General features: G+C 40.5%; 16 protein-coding genes. 13 read left to right on the top strand and 3 right to left on the bottom strand.

Features of this window, described 5'->3' with window-relative positions; translation table 11 throughout:
- Positions 1-180: 180 nt before the first annotated feature.
- The 5 genes from acnB (at position 181) to IUZ65_RS13645 (ending at position 6,653) form a co-directional block, all read left to right on the top strand.
- Entirely contained in the window at positions 181-2,778 is a 2,598-nt protein-coding gene (acnB, locus tag IUZ65_RS13665; RefSeq protein WP_195704243.1) for a bifunctional aconitate hydratase 2/2-methylisocitrate dehydratase, read from the top strand.
- 231 nt (positions 2,779-3,009) lie between these two features.
- Entirely contained in the window at positions 3,010-4,338 is a 1,329-nt protein-coding gene (locus IUZ65_RS13660) for a sigma-54-dependent transcriptional regulator (RefSeq protein ID WP_195704242.1), read from the top strand.
- Positions 4,339-4,911: 573 nt separating this feature from the next.
- Positions 4,912-5,163: a hypothetical protein gene (locus IUZ65_RS13655; RefSeq protein ID WP_195704241.1), complete on the top strand. Its 252-nt coding sequence runs from the start codon at positions 4,912-4,914 to the stop codon at positions 5,161-5,163.
- A 498-nt stretch (positions 5,164-5,661) separates the two neighbouring features.
- Entirely contained in the window at positions 5,662-5,976 is a 315-nt protein-coding gene (locus tag IUZ65_RS13650) for a DUF6482 family protein (RefSeq protein ID WP_195704240.1), read from the top strand.
- Positions 5,977-6,209: 233 nt separating this feature from the next.
- Positions 6,210-6,653 carry a dCMP deaminase family protein gene (locus tag IUZ65_RS13645; RefSeq protein ID WP_195704239.1) on the top strand — a complete coding sequence of 148 codons (444 nt, stop codon included), beginning with the start codon at positions 6,210-6,212 and terminating at the stop codon, positions 6,651-6,653.
- 23 nt (positions 6,654-6,676) lie between these two features.
- On the opposite strand, the gene mutH is transcribed toward IUZ65_RS13645, so the two are convergent.
- Positions 6,677-7,342 carry a DNA mismatch repair endonuclease MutH gene (mutH, locus tag IUZ65_RS13640; protein WP_195704238.1) on the bottom strand — a complete coding sequence of 222 codons (666 nt, stop codon included), beginning with the start codon at positions 7,340-7,342 and terminating at the stop codon, positions 6,677-6,679.
- Positions 7,343-7,951: 609 nt separating this feature from the next.
- Between mutH and rppH the strand changes: the two genes are divergently transcribed.
- The 4 genes from rppH to IUZ65_RS13620 all read left to right on the top strand — a co-directional run bounded on the left by rppH (position 7,952) and on the right by IUZ65_RS13620 (position 12,496).
- Positions 7,952-8,470 carry an RNA pyrophosphohydrolase gene (gene rppH, locus IUZ65_RS13635; protein WP_195705121.1) on the top strand — a complete coding sequence of 173 codons (519 nt, stop codon included), beginning with the start codon at positions 7,952-7,954 and terminating at the stop codon, positions 8,468-8,470.
- Positions 8,471-8,472: 2 nt separating this feature from the next.
- Positions 8,473-10,722 carry a phosphoenolpyruvate--protein phosphotransferase gene (gene ptsP, locus IUZ65_RS13630; protein ID WP_195704237.1) on the top strand — a complete coding sequence of 750 codons (2,250 nt, stop codon included), beginning with the start codon at positions 8,473-8,475 and terminating at the stop codon, positions 10,720-10,722.
- A 106-nt stretch (positions 10,723-10,828) separates the two neighbouring features.
- Positions 10,829-11,644 carry a prolipoprotein diacylglyceryl transferase gene (gene lgt, locus IUZ65_RS13625; RefSeq protein ID WP_195704236.1) on the top strand — a complete coding sequence of 272 codons (816 nt, stop codon included), beginning with the start codon at positions 10,829-10,831 and terminating at the stop codon, positions 11,642-11,644.
- Positions 11,645-12,496, top strand: a complete 852-nt coding sequence (locus IUZ65_RS13620) for a thymidylate synthase (RefSeq protein ID WP_195704235.1) — start codon at positions 11,645-11,647, stop codon at positions 12,494-12,496.
- Between the two features lie 178 nt (positions 12,497-12,674).
- Here IUZ65_RS13620 and IUZ65_RS13615 read toward each other — a convergent pair whose 3' ends face one another.
- A complete protein-coding gene (locus IUZ65_RS13615; RefSeq protein WP_195704234.1) occupies positions 12,675-13,823 on the bottom strand; it encodes a Na/Pi symporter in 1,149 nt (382 codons plus the stop codon).
- A gap of 374 nt (positions 13,824-14,197) precedes the next feature.
- Here IUZ65_RS13615 and nhaR point away from each other — a divergent pair, with 374 nt between their 5' ends.
- Both nhaR and IUZ65_RS13605 read left to right on the top strand, forming a co-directional pair.
- Entirely contained in the window at positions 14,198-15,088 is an 891-nt protein-coding gene (gene nhaR, locus IUZ65_RS13610) for a transcriptional activator NhaR (RefSeq protein WP_195704233.1), read from the top strand.
- A gap of 149 nt (positions 15,089-15,237) precedes the next feature.
- Positions 15,238-15,534: an ArsR/SmtB family transcription factor gene (locus IUZ65_RS13605; protein WP_195704232.1), complete on the top strand. Its 297-nt coding sequence runs from the start codon at positions 15,238-15,240 to the stop codon at positions 15,532-15,534.
- Between the two features lie 91 nt (positions 15,535-15,625).
- On the opposite strand, the gene rpsT is transcribed toward IUZ65_RS13605, so the two are convergent.
- A complete protein-coding gene (gene rpsT, locus IUZ65_RS13600) occupies positions 15,626-15,886 on the bottom strand; it encodes a 30S ribosomal protein S20 (RefSeq protein ID WP_195704231.1) in 261 nt (86 codons plus the stop codon).
- Between the two features lie 257 nt (positions 15,887-16,143).
- Here rpsT and murJ point away from each other — a divergent pair, with 257 nt between their 5' ends.
- On the top strand, positions 16,144-17,703 hold the full coding sequence (gene murJ, locus IUZ65_RS13595; protein WP_331275666.1) for a murein biosynthesis integral membrane protein MurJ: 1,560 nt from the start codon (positions 16,144-16,146) through the stop codon (positions 17,701-17,703).
- 166 nt (positions 17,704-17,869) lie between these two features.
- Positions 17,870-18,805, top strand: coding sequence for a bifunctional riboflavin kinase/FAD synthetase (ribF, locus tag IUZ65_RS13590; RefSeq protein WP_195704230.1), 936 nt, complete (start codon positions 17,870-17,872; stop codon positions 18,803-18,805).
- The last annotated feature ends 28 nt before the right edge of the window (positions 18,806-18,833 follow it).

Here is an 18,833-nt window from a genome sequence, read left to right as displayed (position 1 = left end):
TTGCTATGTTGGTCAAATTGATTAGATTTTAATTTTTCGTTAAATTTGCTATTCTCTACGCACAGTTTGGCCATTGCCACTGTTGATGTTTTGGGACAAATCAACACTAAAAATGGTGGTAAGCCATATTTCCAAGGATGTTTGTTTTTTATATACAAACCGTAATGAGAGGAAGAAGTCGTGCTTGAAGCCTATCGTAAACACGTCGAAGAGCGTGCTGCTGAGGGAGTTGTTGCTCAACCCCTAAATGCTGAACAAGTTACTGCACTAGTAGAACTTGTAAAGAACCCACCAAAGGGTGAAGAATCCATTATTCTTGATCTTTTTGAAAACAGAATTCCACCTGGTGTAGATGAAGCCGCTTATGTAAAAGCAGGTTTCTTAACGGCACTTGCTAAAGGTGAAGTATTTTCCTCGTTAATAAGCAAAGAGAAAGCCACCGAACTGCTTGGAACAATGCAAGGCGGTTATAACATTGATTCTCTTATCGGATTTCTAGACGACGAAGGTTTGGCTCCAATTGCCGCGAAAGCACTTTCGCATACTTTGCTAATGTTTGATTCATTCTATGATGTTGAAGAAAAAGCAAAATCAGGAAATAAGTACGCTAAACAGGTGCTTACCTCTTGGGCTGAAGCTGAATGGTTTTTATCAAAACCTAAACTACAAGAAAAAGTCACCTTAACGGTGTTTAAAGTAACCGGTGAAACGAATACGGATGACCTTTCACCAGCCCCCGATGCATGGTCTCGTCCTGACATACCTCTTCATGCTTTGGCGATGCTAAAAAATGCGCGTGAAGGCATAAATCCCGATGCTGCAGGGACAATTGGTCCTATCAAGCAGATCGAAGTTCTAAAAGAAAAAGGTCATCAATTAGTCTATGTTGGTGATGTTGTGGGTACCGGATCTTCGCGTAAGTCGGCAACTAACTCAGTACTTTGGTTCATGGGGGATGATATTCCTAACGTTCCGAATAAGAAAGCAGGCGGTTATTGCCTTGGTGGTAAAATTGCACCTATCTTCTTTAATACAATGGAAGATGCAGGTGCTCTACCAATAGAGGTTGATGTTTCCAAGCTTAATATGGGTGATGTAATCGACGTTTATCCATTTGAAGGTCAGGTGAAGAGTCATGAAAGTGGTGAAGTTTTAGCTGAATTTGAATTGAAGACGGACGTGTTAATCGATGAAGTTCGTGCCGGTGGCCGTATCCCACTTATCATCGGTCGCGGACTAACAGATCGTGCTCGTGTATCGCTAGGTCTCGATACTTCAGACGTATTCCGCCGACCTGTAGAGGTTGTGGACACGGGTAAAGGTTATTCGTTAGCTCAAAAAATGGTTGGTAAAGCGTGCGGTATAGATGGTGTTCGTCCTGGGACGTATTGTGAGCCTAAGATGACAACGGTTGGATCGCAAGATACGACAGGCCCGATGACTCGTGATGAACTCAAAGACTTGGCGTGTTTAGGCTTCTCAGCTGATTTAGTGATGCAATCATTCTGCCATACATCCGCGTATCCAAAGCCGATTGATGTGAATACGCATCATACGTTGCCAGATTTTATTATGAATCGTGCAGGTGTCTCTTTACGTCCTGGCGATGGTGTAATTCACTCATGGCTAAACCGGATGTTACTGCCTGATACAGTTGGTACTGGCGGTGATTCTCATACACGTTTCCCTCTAGGTATCTCTTTCCCTGCAGGTTCTGGTTTGGTTGCATTTGCTGCTGCAACGGGTGTTATGCCGTTGGATATGCCTGAATCTATTTTGGTACGTTTTAAAGGTGAAATACAGCCAGGAATCACGTTACGTGATTTGGTTCATGCTATCCCTTACTACGGAATTAAGCAGGGACTATTGACGGTTGAAAAAGCAGGTAAGGTCAATGAATTCTCAGGCCGGGTGCTTGAAATTGAGGGTGTTGATCATCTTTCAGTAGAACAAGCATTTGAATTGTCTGATGCCTCAGCTGAACGTTCAGCTGCTGGTTGTACGGTTAAGTTGTCCAAAGAGTCGATTTCTGAATATCTCAGTTCGAACATTGTTATGCTTAAGTGGATGATTTCAGAAGGCTATGGCGATCGTCGTACTATAGAGCGCCGTATTAAGTCGATGGAAGAGTGGGTTGCAAACCCTGAGTTGATGGAAGCGGATAGCGATGCAGAATATACGCATGTAATAGAGATTGACCTTGCGGACATCAGTGAGCCCATTCTTTGTGCTCCGAATGACCCGGATGATGCTCGTGTGTTATCAGACGTACAAGGCACAGAGATTGACGAAGTCTTTATTGGCTCATGTATGACTAACATTGGTCATTTTCGTGCTGCTGGTAAGCTCTTGGACAATTATACGGGGCAACTTGATACTCGGCTATGGATTGCACCACCGACTAAGATGGATAAAGACCAACTTACGGAAGAAGGGTACTATGGTATTTTTGGTCGAGCAGGGGTGCGTATTGAAACTCCGGGTTGTTCACTCTGTATGGGAAACCAGGCACGTGTTGCAGATGATGCAACGGTCATGTCTACCTCTACTCGTAACTTCCCTAACCGTTTAGGTACAGGAGCAAACGTCTACTTGGCTTCCGCTGAACTCGCCGCTGTGGGTGCAATATTAGGTAAAATTCCGACTAAGGAAGAGTATCTCGAATATGCTAAACAGCTTGATGCAACAGCATCAGATACCTACCGTTACTTGAACTTCCATAAAATGGGTCAGTATACGAAAAAAGCGGATACGGTGATTTTCCAAGAACCAGCATAGAAAACTCGCTGATTTAGCTAAAAAAAGCCCGCTCAAATGAGCGGGCTTTTTAATGTGATACTAGTTCTAAAAATGTATGCATAACTTGACGGAATGCTTACATGTGCTATGTCTTAATAATGAGACAGTAAATTGTAGCGAATGTCTTGATAATGTAAGGACTGGCTTAGCGGTTCGAATATTGAACCCTTTGTTTGAATGTAATTCTCATAAAACAATAAGGGATTTTTGATGGGAACTCAATTCCGTATGGATTCTGTCCCCGGCTCACTCGTAGTGGTAAGCGGTAAGCACGAACCTTGGTTATCTGTATTAGAACAAGCTGGTTGGCAATGTCAAAGATGTGGCGACTTACGTAAGGCCGATACACTTTTACATGAAATCGGCCCCTGTATTGGTATTGTCGATTTAAGTCAGGATGAATTCAGCTTAAATGGCATTGCCAACTTAGTTAGCAGTCACAAGCATGTTCGTTGGATTGCTTTTATTAGAGAGTCGCAAATTGGGTCTGACACTATTTGTCAGTTCATCGTTAACTTTTGTATTGATTTTTTTACCTCTCCTATCCCAGATGCTCAGCTTATGAGTACGATAGGGCACCAATTGGGGATGCTTAAATTAGAGAAAAAAGTATGGCCTAATTTTGGTAGCACTAAAGACATGGGGATTTCCGGTGAATCGGTATCTATTAAGCGCCTTAGAGAACAAGTGAGGCGAATCGGTTCCACAGATGTCAGTATTCTTATCTACGGTGAGAATGGTTCAGGTAAAGAGAGCGTAGCAAAAGCGATACATAATATGTCGGCACGTTCTAAAGAATCATTCATTACGGTTAACTGTGGTGCGCTTTCAGAAGCAAGAATGCAAGAAGAAATATTTGGTATTGGCACGGAAGAAGGCGTGGAATGCTTCTTGGAAAAGGCGAATGAAGGTACGCTTTTTCTTAATGACATCTTAACGTTACCACGCTCACAGCAGCGTAACCTTTTGCGCTTTATGCAAGAAGGAAAGATAGACACTGTCGACGGTAATAAACAACTTAACGTAAGAATATTGGCAGCATATAGCTCTGATATTGAAAAAGCATTGGTTGATAAGGATTTTAATGACGAGCTGTATCATTATATTAATGTCTTAAGAATTAACGTTCCCAGTCTTAAAGAAAGAGCGGGAGACATTGGCATTTTAGCTAAACAGTTTTTGCAGGAGTACTCCAAAGAGTACAACGCGCAGGCAAAAGACTTTTCAGACGAAGCGGTTAAGGCATTGACTCAATATCATTGGCCTGGAAATGTAAGAGAGCTTATGAATCAGATAAAACGCGCTGTGTTGATGTCTGACAGCGATATTATCGAATTACCACAACTGGATTTACCACAGATATCAAGTGGTAAACGTAGTCTGAAAATTATTCGCGAGAATGCAGAAAAAGACGCCTTGATATATGTACTAGAGTCGCATGATGGGCAGGTATCACCTGCTGCAAAAGAACTAGGAGTATCGAGAGCGACTATGTACAGATTACTCAATAAACATAACCTGATAACTGAAGCTATGTAGTTTTTATTCTTCGTAATAAATGGCGCGTACTAAGATGTAATGCTGTTCGGTTAGTGCCAAATACTTCGTCATTCCTGTGGAAACGGGAATCTTGGTTATATTAGATCCCCATTTTCATGTAAATGGCACTGAGATTTATTAGGGTAGTATATTACTCTGGATACTCATACGTACATGGTGTAATAAGTTGTGATGATTTCTATAAGTCGTTAAAATTTAGAGATATTAGTTATATTTTATAATTTAATTAAATAAAGGGTTGAAGAAATAAACAATTTGGTTACAATTTCACCGTGAACTGAAGTTCACACATTTCTTAATTGGATTAATTAGTTAGATAGGAGGCGCGATATGAAACAGTTAAAACGAATTCATTTTTGTTGCGCTTCTGTGATCTTAAAAACGCAAACCATGTCAGCAACTCATGCGGTTGATTTGCGAATAGATCTATCTGATAACTAACTAGTCCGTAAACCTTATAAGGCTGCGGAAAGATAGCAGCTAAATAGGGAACCTTTCAATTATTCCCCATTAAGATGTTATTTTTCCCAGCAGAGATACTGGAGAAAAAATATGAGTCGTTCTATTTATTTACACCTTGCTGTTCTTCTTGTTAAAGCCGATCTGAAAAGAGAAGAAAGAGTATGGAAACGAAAGCTACGCCGTTCTGTATATGATATCCCTTGGGAGAGTGCACACCTACTAAAGGATATCGGCCTTGAAACTGACGGTCGTACTATTGGTTACAGTCAACCTAGCCATGTCATCGTTGAACGTCGTATCCGTCATCTTCGTCGCGTACACCGTTCTCGAATTGTCACGTAGAGGTTGGGGGGAGCTCTAGCTTTTGGTAGGCTTCCCCCGTTCCAATTTTCAAATGTACGTAAGAATAACTAATGTAGAGAAACGTTTTTTGATTGCTTATGTTTAGATACCAGTACGACTTTAGTCCTAAGCATCATCTCTATTTTTTAAACCAATGTACCTATCGATTTAATAATACATGAGCGAACAAGTGCTTATGTTATTTCCTCTAGATAGGCATGAATCGTATCTTAATTATCAGTGTATTGAATATTAAAAAATCATTAATATTCTTATTATTCAATAGGATAAGTTAATTTAAATTAAAATTTATGCGTGGCTTTAGCGATGCAAATGCACATGATTTTTGAGTGGTCAGTGTTGATGACGATGTTATAAATCAATTGTTTTTGATACTGTTTTATTGAATATATTGAACAGGTTTCATCTTGGAAAAATAAGAATGATTAGAAAATGTTGCAGTCTGGTCTAAGCTTAGTATGAATAAAGGAGGATCCTATGCAAAAGATTCAGCTCGAACACTGGTTACATGCCGATCATTCTGGGAAACATATTGCGCCGAAATTGTATGTCATTGGTTGTGAAGATCTGTCAAATTATCTACTTGCGGTGGAATACAAGCATAAATTGGAACCCGTTCACAAAGATGGAGAACCGATGCATTTTTCATCTCTTGAGCAAGTTAAGGATGTTCTTTCGCGGTTAGGGGTGGAATCTGTCTATTTACGTTTGCACAACACAGATGATGAATGCAGTGCCTTTGGTGATTCTATCCCTTATCATGATATAGAAATGTCCTTGCAGACACATTAAAAATTGATATCGACTACGTTGATCATCGTTTTATCGAATACATTTTATCTAACGAATTGGTCTCCGTAAGGACATTAACACACGCGAAACATAAGTTTCGCTTGCATACCTAATGAGCTAGTCTTATCTTTCTGATTTGGCTGGTTCTTTTTTAGCCTTTGAGATAGTAAGATCAAGCAGTAGTTGGCCATGATTTTTTGTCGAATAAATGATCGATAATTGAGGACGTTAGAATGATTTCAAAATGGGCACAGCGTTTTTTTCAAATGGCTGAGTTAGTGGGTTCATGGAGTAAAGATCCTTCCACACAAGTTGGTGCGGTAATTACTGAAAAAAATCGCATCGTATCTGTTGGTTTTAATGGCTATCCGCATGGTGTTTCAGATAGTGCTAGTACCGATGATCGTGATATGAAATACCTTAAAACTCTCCATGCGGAAGAAAATGCGATTTTGTTTGCTAAGCGGGATCTCGATGGCTGTGAAATTTGGGTGACACATTTTCCGTGTCCAAATTGTGCGGCGAAGATTATTCAGACCGGTATTGCTAGCGTACATTGTCCTGAGCAAACAGAAGATTTTCTCTCTCGTTGGGAAGACAAAATCAACGTTAGCCAAGATATGTTTTTGCAAGCAGGTGTAAAGGTAGATTGGTTACCGATTTCAGAAATTAAGTAGTCGATTGACGTTTGATAGCGGCGTTAAGAAAAGTGCCGCTTCAATATTTTATGAGTGAACTGAGTTCTTAAGTAAAAGCCTCTTGGTGTCGTTTTTATTGGATTTCCTGTTGCGCCATACGCTTGTGTGAAGACTCGACTGTTGGCTGCTTTGGGTCTTAACTGCAAAACCTCTCCATGTCTCGCCGTTATCTGCTCTACTTGGCCTAAAACGATCATCTCCATTAACTCTTCCCAATCTAGTTGTAGTTGGTCTTGTTCTTCTTTGTTCGGTGACCATAAGATCGGTGATCCTACCTTACGATCAGCTAACGGTATTTCCCGCTCACCTTCTATCGGGATCCAAAGTACTTTAGATAGTTTTTGTCGTACATGGCTTGTCTGCCAAGTTAAACCATGTACACCGACGAGTGGTGCGACACATACAAAGGTCGTTTCTAGTGGTTTTCCTGTGTAACTAATAGGAATGCTCTTAAGTTCTATTCCTAGATCCAAGAAATCTTGTTGTGGTTTGCTCCCTGCCGTAGCACCAAGGTGCCATTCAAGTAATTGACCAACCCAACCTTTGTCGCGTTTTAAATCTGGAGGAACGATCATATTCGCATCTTCTGCGAGCTCAAGAAATGAAAGCCCTGCAATATCTAACGCTCTTTGCAAGAGCTCCGCTTCGGTTTTTGGTTCTGGTTTCATTATTGACCACTAGACTAAAAAAGTTATTGTAACAAACTCCAGAGAAAGAACGGAGTACCTGTGAAGATCTATGCCTTTTATTTGAGATTAACCCTAGTTATCCACAGGCTTGTTAGAAAAAACGCAATATTAATTGTAACTGGATCAATTAACAGTGGTTTTGATCGGATTTTGGAGTTGATATTATCTTCAAATAATGAAAGTTAGGATCAATGATGTGGATAAGAACCTCTGTGGTTGATCTTTGACCGATCAAAAAAAGATGAAGATCTTCAGTCAATTTTAGCGACAGTTGATCCTTTAATTTTTATGTAACTTGTTGTTAAATTATGATTTATTTTAAATATTCTTGTGAAGCATTTTTTGTCCCTGTGTAATGTATGAGCAAGTGGATTTAGTTCACTGGAATTCTTCACAAACTTATTCACAGAAAAAGTGAATAAATTGGCTAGGTGTCATTAGATAGTGTTGATAACTAGTATATTGGCTAGAGTTTATTCAAAAGTGAGTGTTGGCTAATAAATATTACTTAAACTTACACTGTAAGTTTGCGACATCTAGGGATATGTGAAAAAATCATGCCAACGAGAATTTTCTAGAGGTTGGCCAGTGATCGATGGCGATGGTTACCGCTTAAATGTGGGAATCGTGATTTGTAACAACCATGGTCAGGTATTCTGGGCTAAACGATACGGGCAACATTCTTGGCAGTTTCCCCAAGGGGGAATTGATGACGGAGAAACTCCTGAGCAAGCAATGTTCAGAGAGCTATACGAAGAAGTTGGTCTTACTAAACAGGATGTAAAAATAGTAGCAACAAGCCGTCATTGGTTAAGGTACCGCCTACCAAAGCGCCTTGTTCGTTGGGATTCTAAACCTGTTTGTATCGGGCAAAAACAGAAATGGTTTTTACTGCGCATGATTTGCGATGAGTCGCAAGTAAATATGCAACGTGGTAATACCCCTGAGTTTGATGGTTGGCGTTGGGTTAGTTTTTGGTACCCTGTTAGGCAGGTTGTTTCATTCAAACGTGATGTCTATAGGCGTGCGATGAAAGAGTTTGCTTCTTTAGCTATGCCTTTTAAGGAGCGAAAGTCGAAAGGTAAACGTAAAAACCGTAGAGGATAGCAATGCTAACTCAGCTGAGGGATATAGTTGAAAAGGTTATAAGGCTTGATGATGTACATCAAGCTTTAAACCTTTTGGTCAAAGAAACGTGTATTGCGATGCAAACAGACTGTTGCACTGTTTATTTGGCTAATGATCAGCAGCAACGGCTTGAGTTAATGGCAACTCAAGGTCTGCAATTGCAAGGCCATTCTATTCATATAGATTACTCTGAGGCACTTGTGGGACTGGTGCGTCGCAGTGCTGAACCGCTAAATCTAGCGGAAGCATCAAAACATCCAAATTATAAATTTTTTCCTCAATTAGGTGAGCAGGTTTACCATTCATTTCTTGGTACGCCAATCATTCATCGAAAACAAGTCTTAGGTGTTTTAGTCATTCAGCAAAAATCACCTCGATTGTTTAGTGAAATCGAAGAGTCATTTTTGGTGACACTTGCCGCACAGGTCGCAGTTATCGTTGCTCACGCCCAAACGAAGGGCCATTGGTTGCTTGCTGAACAAAAGACAATAAGCATCTCTGGTATTGCGGCTTCTCCAGGTGTCGCTGTAGGCCCATTCTGGTGGGACAATACCCAACCTGAACTCTCAAACGTTTTACCCGCCTCTGCTGTAAACACCGAACAAGAACATGAATGGTTAATGTTGGCGATCGAGAATGCAATTACCGATTTTAGGCGAATGCGCAAAAGATTCGATGGTGAGTTAAATAAAGATGCATTGGCGATTTTTGACTTATTCACTCACCTGTTAAATGACCCAATGTTGCGTGCGGACCTTAAAACACAGATAAACAAAGGTGATAGAGCTGATTGGGCGTTGAGACAAGTCGTGGAGACCTATTCACATCGATTTGCTCAAATGAGTGATGTGTATATGCGCGAAAGAGCTCAGGATATTAAAGAGCTAGGGCAAAGGTTGCTTTATTTTCTACATAATTCGGAATCTGGTCAAATTGATCTGAGAAAGCCCGTTATTCTAGTTGTTAGAGAGCTTACAGCATCAATATTGGCAGGCGTGCCCAAGGAACAATTATTAGCGGTTATTTCATTAGAAGGTGCCGCTAATTCGCACGCCGCTATTCTGTCTCGAGCATTAGGTGTTCCTGCCATAATGGGAGCTAATCTATCACCAGAAGCTATCCATGGTCGCATGGGGGTTGTTGATGGATACAGCGGTAAGATCTTGGTTGAGCCCAACGATCAATTATTACAAGAATACCGATCATTACAAGGTGAAGAATTTGAGCTTTCTCAAATGGTTGAGGGTGAACTTAGTCAAGATGCCTGCACTAATGATGGAACAAAGATTGAAGTATTGTTAAATGCAGGTCTGAGTGCGGACACAAATATAGCCATTAACAAAGGCGTTGATGGTGTCGGTCTTTACAGGACAGAAATTCAATTTTTATTACAACATCGATTCCCTTCAGAGGATGAGCAGGCTCAACAATATAGACGTGTCCTAAAGGCGTATATCAATAAAAAGGTGATAATGCGAACGTTGGATATTGGTGGAGATAAGCCACTACCATACCTTCCTATCGAAGAAGATAATCCATTTCTTGGTTGGAGGGGCATACGTTTTACGTTAGATCACCCAGATATATTTATTATTCAGTTAAGGGCAATGTTGCGGGCGAGCATTGGTTTGGATAACTTACGTATATTACTACCCATGGTGTCTAGCTGTCAGGAGTTAGACGAAGCGTTAAAACTTATCGATCAGGCGTTTACTGAAGTTAAGCGTTTTGAGCCAAAAGTCGCTAAACCTGAGATAGGTATCATGGTTGAAGTTCCATCTATGATCTATTTGTTGCCTATGGTTGCGGATAAAGTTGATTTTGTTTCTGTAGGGAGTAATGATCTTACTCAATATTTGCTGGCGGTAGATCGTAATAACTCTCGCGTTTCTGATATTTACGAATCTATCCACCCCGCGGTTATCATGGCATTGAAGCAAATACTTGATACGTGTAATCAATACAATATCCCGGTGAGCTTATGCGGGGAGTTGGCTGGCGATCCTGTTGGTGCATTGTTGCTTGTTGGTTTAGGATATCGTTCGTTAAGTATGAATACCTCAAATGTGGCCCGAGTAAAATATCTATTGAGGCAAACAAGCGCGACAGAATTAAAATCATTTTCTGACAAAGCTTTGACTATGCGATATAGCAAAGATACATATACTATGATGTTGAAATATTTAGAAAACAAGAATCTCGCAGGTTTTACTCGCGCAGGAAAGCAATAAACGTTCTTTTGGTCTTAAAGGTGTGTTTGCTGTATTTTTGCGTGATGTTGCGGGTAAAATATTGTTATCCGTATAGCCCGCTATGCAATTAAGGAAGTAAATTATTATGGCTCAAGGCTTTATTGAGTTTCCACAGATTGATCCTATCCTCGTGTCTCTTGGACCAGTTTCGGTTCGTTGGTATGGATTGATGTATTTATTTGGGTTTATGTTCGCTATTTGGTTGGCAAATAGAAGGGCAGATCAACCCAATAGCGGATGGACAAGAGAACAGGTTTCGGACTTACTATTTGCCGGTTTTTTAGGTGTAGTGGTAGGAGGCAGAATCGGCTACGTGTTGTTTTATCATTTTGATCTGTTTTTGGATGACCCACTGTACTTATTTAAAGTCTGGACAGGTGGTATGTCATTCCATGGTGGATTGATTGGTGTTATATCCGCAATGGGATGGTATGGATATCGGAACCGCCGTACATTTTTCAGTATTGCAGACTTTGTCGCGCCGCTGGTTCCTTTTGGCTTAGGGTTGGGTCGACTCGGTAACTTTATGAATGATGAACTCTGGGGGCGTGTTACTGATGTTTCTTGGGGGGTTCTTTTTCCTAGCGGTGGTTATTTACCTAGACACCCATCGCAGCTTTATGAAGCTTTTCTAGAAGGTGTTGTACTCTTTGTAATATTGAATGTATTCATACGAAAATCTCGACCAGCTGGAGCGGTATCGGGGTTATTCCTAATTGGTTATGGTTCGTTTCGCTTTATTGTCGAGTATTTCCGAGAACCCGACGAGCATTTAGGGTTATTTGGTAATTTTGTGTCTATGGGACAAATACTCTCTTCTCCAATGATTATAATTGGTATTTTGATGATGATTTGGGCGTACAAAACAGATAGTCGTATACAAACGGTTAAAGGTAAATAAGTGAAGCAGTATTTAGATTTGTGCCAACGTATTGTTGACGAAGGGGTTTGGATTGAAAATAGCCGAACAGGTAAGCGTTGCCTGACGGTTATTAATGCGGATTTAACCTATGATGTAGGTAATAACCAACTTCCCCTTGTCACAACTCGAAAGAGTTTTTGGAAAGCCGCTGTTGCAGAGCTACTTGGTTATATTCGAGGCTATGATAATGCGGAAGATTTTCGTCATTTAGGCGCCAAAACTTGGGATGCGAATGCAAACTTAAATGAGGCTTGGCTGGATAACCCATATCGTAAAGGTGATGATGATATGGGCAGGGTATATGGTGTTCAAGGACGTAGATGGGCTAAACCAGACGGTGGTTTTGTTGATCAACTAAAAAAAATTGTTGATGATTTAACGAATGGTAATGATGATCGAGGTGAAATCTTAAATTTTTATAATCCTGGTGAATTTCACATGGGTTGTTTAAGGCCTTGTATGTACAGTCATCACTTTTCTTTACTAGGAGATACCCTGTATTTGAATAGCACTCAACGTTCATGTGATGTGCCATTGGGGCTTAATTTTAATATGGTTCAGGTGCACGTATTTTTGGCTATTATGGCTCAGATTACCGGTAAAAAAGCGGGGCTGGCCTATCATAAGATAGTTAATGGTCACATATATGAAGACCAATTAGAACTGATGAGAGACGTTCAATTAAAAAGGGAGCCTCTAGTTGCACCACAACTGAAAATAAATCCTAAGATTCAATCTCTAGAAGACTTAGAGACTTGGGTCACATTAGATGATTTTGAAGTAATTGGCTATGAGAGTCATGATGCGATTAAGTACCCGTTTTCGGTATAGTCTCGACCCTATGAATACATGAATTAAAAATCCCCAGCATCTAAGATGACTGGGGATTTTTTACTTTCGCGAACCTTTATAATATCAATCTGGAAAACTGACGGAACATGAACGTACTTAGCTTGGTGCTCGTTCTACGTTTTTAGAGTCCGCTAATTTAACTTGGTTTAGGATCACATTAAGTCGTTAATGCGAGAATGGCACCCGGCATTACAATGAATACAGCAATTAAATAGATAGCGACGACGGATTTATTTTTCATTGCCATATCTGAAATAATATCGGCGCCTTTAAGTGGTAATTCACGTAAGAATGGAATACCAAAGATGAATACAGTTGCGAGGATATTAAAGGTTAAATGAACCAGTGCAATCTGTAACGCAAATACGGCATATTCCCCCGTTACAGCAGTTGCAGCAAGTAAAGCCGTGATACAAGTCCCTATGTTAGCACCTAAGGTGAATGGGTAGATATCTCTCACTTTGAGTACGCCTGTACCTACGAGTGGCACCATCAAGCTTGTTGTCGTAGACGAAGACTGTACCAAAACGGTAACAATGGAACCTGATACGATACCGTGTATAGGACCTTTACCTATCGCACTTTGAAGAATGTCTTTTGCACGACCAACCATCAGTTTTTTCATTAACTTGCCCATCACAGTGATCGCTAGGAAAACAGTAGTGATACCTAGGGCAATAAGAATGATGCCAGCAATACTGTCACTAAATGCGCCGAGAGGCTCCTTGAGCGCTGATATGACAGGTTTAGTGATAGGTTTAACAAAGTTAAACCCTTTTATACTCATATCGCCAGTGGCAAGCATAGGAGAAATTAACCAATGAGATATTTTTTCTAACATACCAAACATCATTTCGATTGGTAGGAATATAAGCACCGCAAGCAAATTAAAGAAATCGTGAACAGTGGCACTGGCAAAAGCGCGTTTAAATTCAACCTTGCAACGCATATGCCCTAGGCTGACTAAGGTATTGGTTACAGTGGTCCCTATATTGGCACCCATGATCATTGGAATAGCTGTTTCAACAGGTAAACCACCTGCTACTAAGCCCACAATGATAGACGTGACAGTACTAGATGATTGGATGAGAGCCGTTGCGACTAAACCTATCATTAGACCAGCTACGGGGTGAGATGCGAATTCAAAGAGTGTCTTAGCTTGCTCGCCAGTAGCAAGTTTGAAGCCACCACCTACCATTGAAACAGCAAGCAGAAGTAAATAAAGCATGAATACCAAGTTCGCCCAACGCATCAAATTCTTGATAGAGCTTTGTCGCGGTGTAGCGCTCGTTGTCGCTTGGTTCATTTTTTTCTCCAGGACCATATTTAAGTCAGTTTACTTATCTGATCGGAATAGTAGAGAATGAATATTTCAATAATATTACACTTTTATAAAATTGATGATTTAGTTTGGCGGCGTTTTATGGGGGAATGTATGGTATGAAATAAACGCTATCTATATGAAAATTAATAGATAAAACATTTTAGCCTTGATGATTTGTTATAAGGTTAACCAACAAATTGACAAAAAAGTGCACATCTCACCAAATTTACTGTCATCTTCGACATATAAAACCTCGGAAAAACCAATCATTATCCGGATTTAGATCGGATATAACGAAAGTTAGGTTTAACACAGCGTATCAAGTAAACTAGGTCAAAAGAACTCTGGAAATTATCATGTCACATTTGAATTATAATCATCTCTACTATTTTTGGATGGTGTGCAAGCAAGGCTCTGTATCTAAAGCCGCTGATGCTTTGTTTTTGACCCCTCAAACGGTCACAGGGCAGATAAAAGCACTTGAAGAGAGGGTGGGTGGAAAGCTAACAAAACGAAATGGTCGAAATGTTCAACCAACAGAACTTGGCCAGCTAATATATAAGTATTCTGACAGAATGTTTGGACTAAGCTATGAGATGCTCGATATTGTAAACTACAGTCAACGATCAAATGTATTGTTTGATGTTGGTGTCGCGGATGCGCTTTCCAAGCGTCTAGTGAGCAAAGTTCTCATGACAACAATTCCTGAAGATAACAGTATTCATCTGCGCTGTTTTGAGTCAACCCATGAGTTATTACTCGAACAATTGTCACAACACAAATTGGATATGATTCTTTCAGATTGCCCAGTTGATTCGACTCAAAGCCCCGGCCTTTACAGTAAAAAATTGGGTGAGTGTTCGTTAAGTTTTTTTTGTTATGGCAGAATTGACGATATCGATTTTCCAGTTGTTTTAGAAGAGAGAAAAATTTTGGTACCTGGCAGTCGTACGTCAATGGGACGAAAGGTGTCTCAATGGTTTGATCAACAGGGTATTAGGGCAAATATTTTAGGTGAGTTTGATGACGTAGCATTGATGAAAGCCTTTGCCCAATCTCATAAAGATGTCATTTTTCTCGCACCAAACCTTTATCTTTCTGAAATACTTGAAGAGTCACCACTCCAATTAATTGCAAACGTGCACGACCTCAAAGAAGAGTATTACGTTATATTTGCAGAAAGAATGATTCAACACCCTGCGGTAAAGAATGTTTGTGATGCGGATTTTAGTAATTTGTTTGACTAAATTAGTGTTTTCTTGTGTAGATACTTGCCGAAAGCGTCATATAGCGGTAGTTTGTATCGCTATTATTGGGAAAAAACAGTTACATTACAAGAATAGATGAGTTAACCAATGACATTCCTAGCTAGTTTAAGTTTGATGGAGATTGCGAAATGAACCTACAGGATATGGAAAAAAATTCTGCTCAAGCCGTTGCTTTATTGAAAGCGATGGCGAACGAAAGAAGGTTACAAATCCTTTGTATATTGCATGATCAGGAATTATCTGTAGGTGAACTGTGTACTAAACTAAGCCTCAGTCAATCCGCTTTGTCTCAACACTTAGCATGGTTAAGACGAGATGGGCTTGTTTCGACAAGAAAAGAGGCACAGACAGTATACTATTCGCTATATAGTCGCGAAGTTAAAGAGATGATTCGCTTGCTTCATTCTTTGTATTGCGGCTCTTGAGCTTATAATTCTCAAATTACAGATATAAAAAAACCGGCAATCGCCGGTTTTTTTTATCTTAAATCAAATCTTTTAAAAACCCTAGGGTTAATTAAAGTGCTTTGATTGCAGAAGCGAAACGAGACTTATGACGTGCAGCTTTATTCTTATGAATAACGCCTTTATTCGCCATACGGTCTAGAATTGGTGAAACTACTGCTAATGCAGTTGTTGCAGCTTCTTTATCGCCAGCTTCAATAGCGGCGATTGTTTTTTTCATGTAAGTGCGCATCATAGAACGACGACTAGCATTATGCTGACGACGTTTCTCAGCTTGGATAGCGCGCTTCTTAGCAGATTTACTGTTTGCCAAGGGTCTAACTCCCAGAAACTTAGTTTGGTGACAATTTAAGGCGGAGGAATATGCCTCTTTATCGCCAATATGTCAAATGATTTGTGCAAAAACCCAGCTAATCCACACAATTTTTGGAATAGTTAGGTTAACGCGGTTAAGATGGCGGGATTCTAACAGTATTTCTATGCCAATGCCATTAAATAAACCAACCAATATGGATGGTTGTGAGATTCTGGTGTATAACGTCCCTAATTATCTATATAAAAGAGGTGTTTGTGAGCAAGCGACTCCTAAAGTCAGGCTTAATTGTTAGTGCAATGACGCTCATTTCACGTGTGTTGGGATTAGTTCGTGATGTGGTTGTCGCGAATCTCATGGGCGCAGGGGCAAGTGCGGATGTATTCTTCTTTGCCAACAAAATTCCGAATTTTTTAAGGCGTCTATTTGCTGAAGGCGCATTTTCTCAGGCATTTGTTCCCGTATTGACCGAATACCAAGCGCTTGATGATAAAGAAAAAACGCGAGAACTGATCGCAAAGGTGTCGGGTACATTAGGGGTGTTAGTCACGATAGTGACTTTGTTTGGCGTAGTAGGATCTGGCGTTGTCACTGCTCTTTTTGGCGCAGGTTGGTACATCGATTGGCTTAACGATAGCCCTTCGGCACACAAGTTTGAACTTGCCAGTTTGATGTTGAAAATTACGTTCCCCTATCTCTGGTTTATCACATTTGTTGCACTTTCAGGGGCAATATTAAATACCTTAGGAAAGTTCGCCGTATCGTCTTTCACTCCGGTATTTCTTAATGTGATGATTATTGGTTCTGCCCTATTTATCTCGCCAAACCTAGCACAACCGGAAATTGGTCTCGCCATTGGGGTGTTTTTGGGGGGAGCGGTTCAATTTATGTTTCAAATTCCATTTTTGATGAAGGAAAAAATGTTAGTGAAACCGCAGTGGGGTTGGAGTGAACCTGGTGTGGTTAAGATACGTACCTTGATGATTCCAGCATTATTTGGTGTCTCTGTTAGTCAAATTAACCTTCTGTTGGATACGTTTATTGCCAGCTTTTTAGGGACTGGTTCTATTAGTTGGCTGTATTACTCTGATCGTCTTTTAGAGTTTCCTCTGGGTTTGTTCGGTATTGCAATTGCAACGGTCATCCTTCCTGCGCTTTCGCGTAATCATGTTGACGCTCATAGCATCGGCTTTAAAAATACGATGGACTGGGGTGTTCGCATGGTTGTGTTGCTAGGCCTTCCTGCAATGCTCGGATTGATGTTGTTAGCTAAGCCTATGTTAATGGTACTTTTTATGCGTGGAGAGTTTTCCGTATATGATGTTCAGCAAGCCTCATTGTCTCTATTTGCCTATGCATCTGGCTTGCTCAATTTTATGCTTATTAAGGTGCTCGCGCCAGGATATTATTCGCGACAAGATACAAGAACGCCTGTGAAATATGGCATCATTGCGATGATATCAAATATGGTCTTCAATGCTATTTTTGCCTATTTTTATGGCTATGTAGGTTTAGCGATGGCAACCGCTCTGTCTGCATTTGTAAATATGGCGCTACTGTATCGTGGTTTGCACATGGCCGATGTGTACCGATGCTCTAAGCAAACTATGATGTTTGTACTGCGTTTAGTTGTCGCAGGGATAGTGATGGTCTATGTCCTCCGTTGGCAGTTACCCGATATTGCTTTGTGGCTTGATTGGACATTAATGGAGCGAGTGATGGTACTCGCAGCCTTGATCGGGGCAGGGGGGATAACGTACCTACTTACGGCAGTGTTATTGGGTGTTCGTATGAGTCAATTATCACCCATTAAATAGCGGTTTTTTTCTTTAAAAGGCACCCTCCTAATAATATTCTTGGATATTAAAGGAAATGTGTTACGTTGCTTAGCTATAAAAGCAGTTACGGACAAAGGATGTTTGGTATATAATCCGTCGGTTTCGCACTAATGATATTAATAAATTTGAGTTTGTAATTGATCCAATGGAACTGATTCGAGGCATTCACAATATAAAAGCGCATCATAAAGGGTGCGTTCTGACTATTGGTAATTTTGATGGGGTTCATTTAGGACACTCGAAAGTATTAAGTCAGGTTGCTCATCAAGCTAAGCTTCTGGATCTTGTCTCAACCGTCATGACTTTTGAGCCTCAGCCGATGGAGCTTTTTGCCAGAGATAGGGCACCAGCAAGGCTCAGTCGCTTACGCGACAAGTATGTTCAACTGAAGAAGCTGAACGTTGACCGATTACTGTGTGTTAACTTTAACAAGCGTTTCGCCGAATGGTCAGCTGAGTCATTTATCCGTGACTTATTAGTCAAGCGGTTGGGTGTTAAGTTTTTGGTTGTAGGCGATGATTTTTGCTTTGGTAAAGATAGAGCAGGAAACTTCTCTATGCTTCAAGAAGCGGGCATAAAATATGGCTTTGAAGTCGTGAGTACACAAAGCTTTTGTGTGCAAGAACAAAGAGTCAGTAGTACGGCTATTAGAAAGGCGCTTAGCGACAATGACTTAGCGGCGGCGGAAATGCTGCTTGGCCGAGCATACAGTATCAATGGTCGTGTGTCGCATGGACAAAAACTAGGCAGAACCATCGGCTTTCCAACGGCTAATATACCGTTAAAGCGTTGTGTTTCACCTGTATCCGGTGTGTATGTAGTACAAGTACATGGTATCGGCAATAAGCCTATTGGTGGTGTTGCGAATATAGGTCAGCGGCCTACGGTAAATGGTGTCCGTCAACAGTTAGAAGTACACCTATTTGATTTTAGTGATAACTTATATGGAAAGCAGCTCGAAGTTGCTCTATTAAAGAAACTTCGAGATGAAAAACGTTTCGATTCGTTCGAAGCATTGAAACAACAAATAAAAATGGATGCTGAAGCAGCAAGGGTGTGGTTGCATCAGCTAGAGAATTAGCCGAAATGTCGGTTAAATAATGTCTAAC

It is taken from the genome of Vibrio sp. VB16, from assembly GCF_015594925.2.
Classification (GTDB): Bacteria; Pseudomonadota; Gammaproteobacteria; order Enterobacterales; family Vibrionaceae; genus Vibrio.
This window is presented reverse-complemented; position numbering and strand designations above follow the sequence as displayed.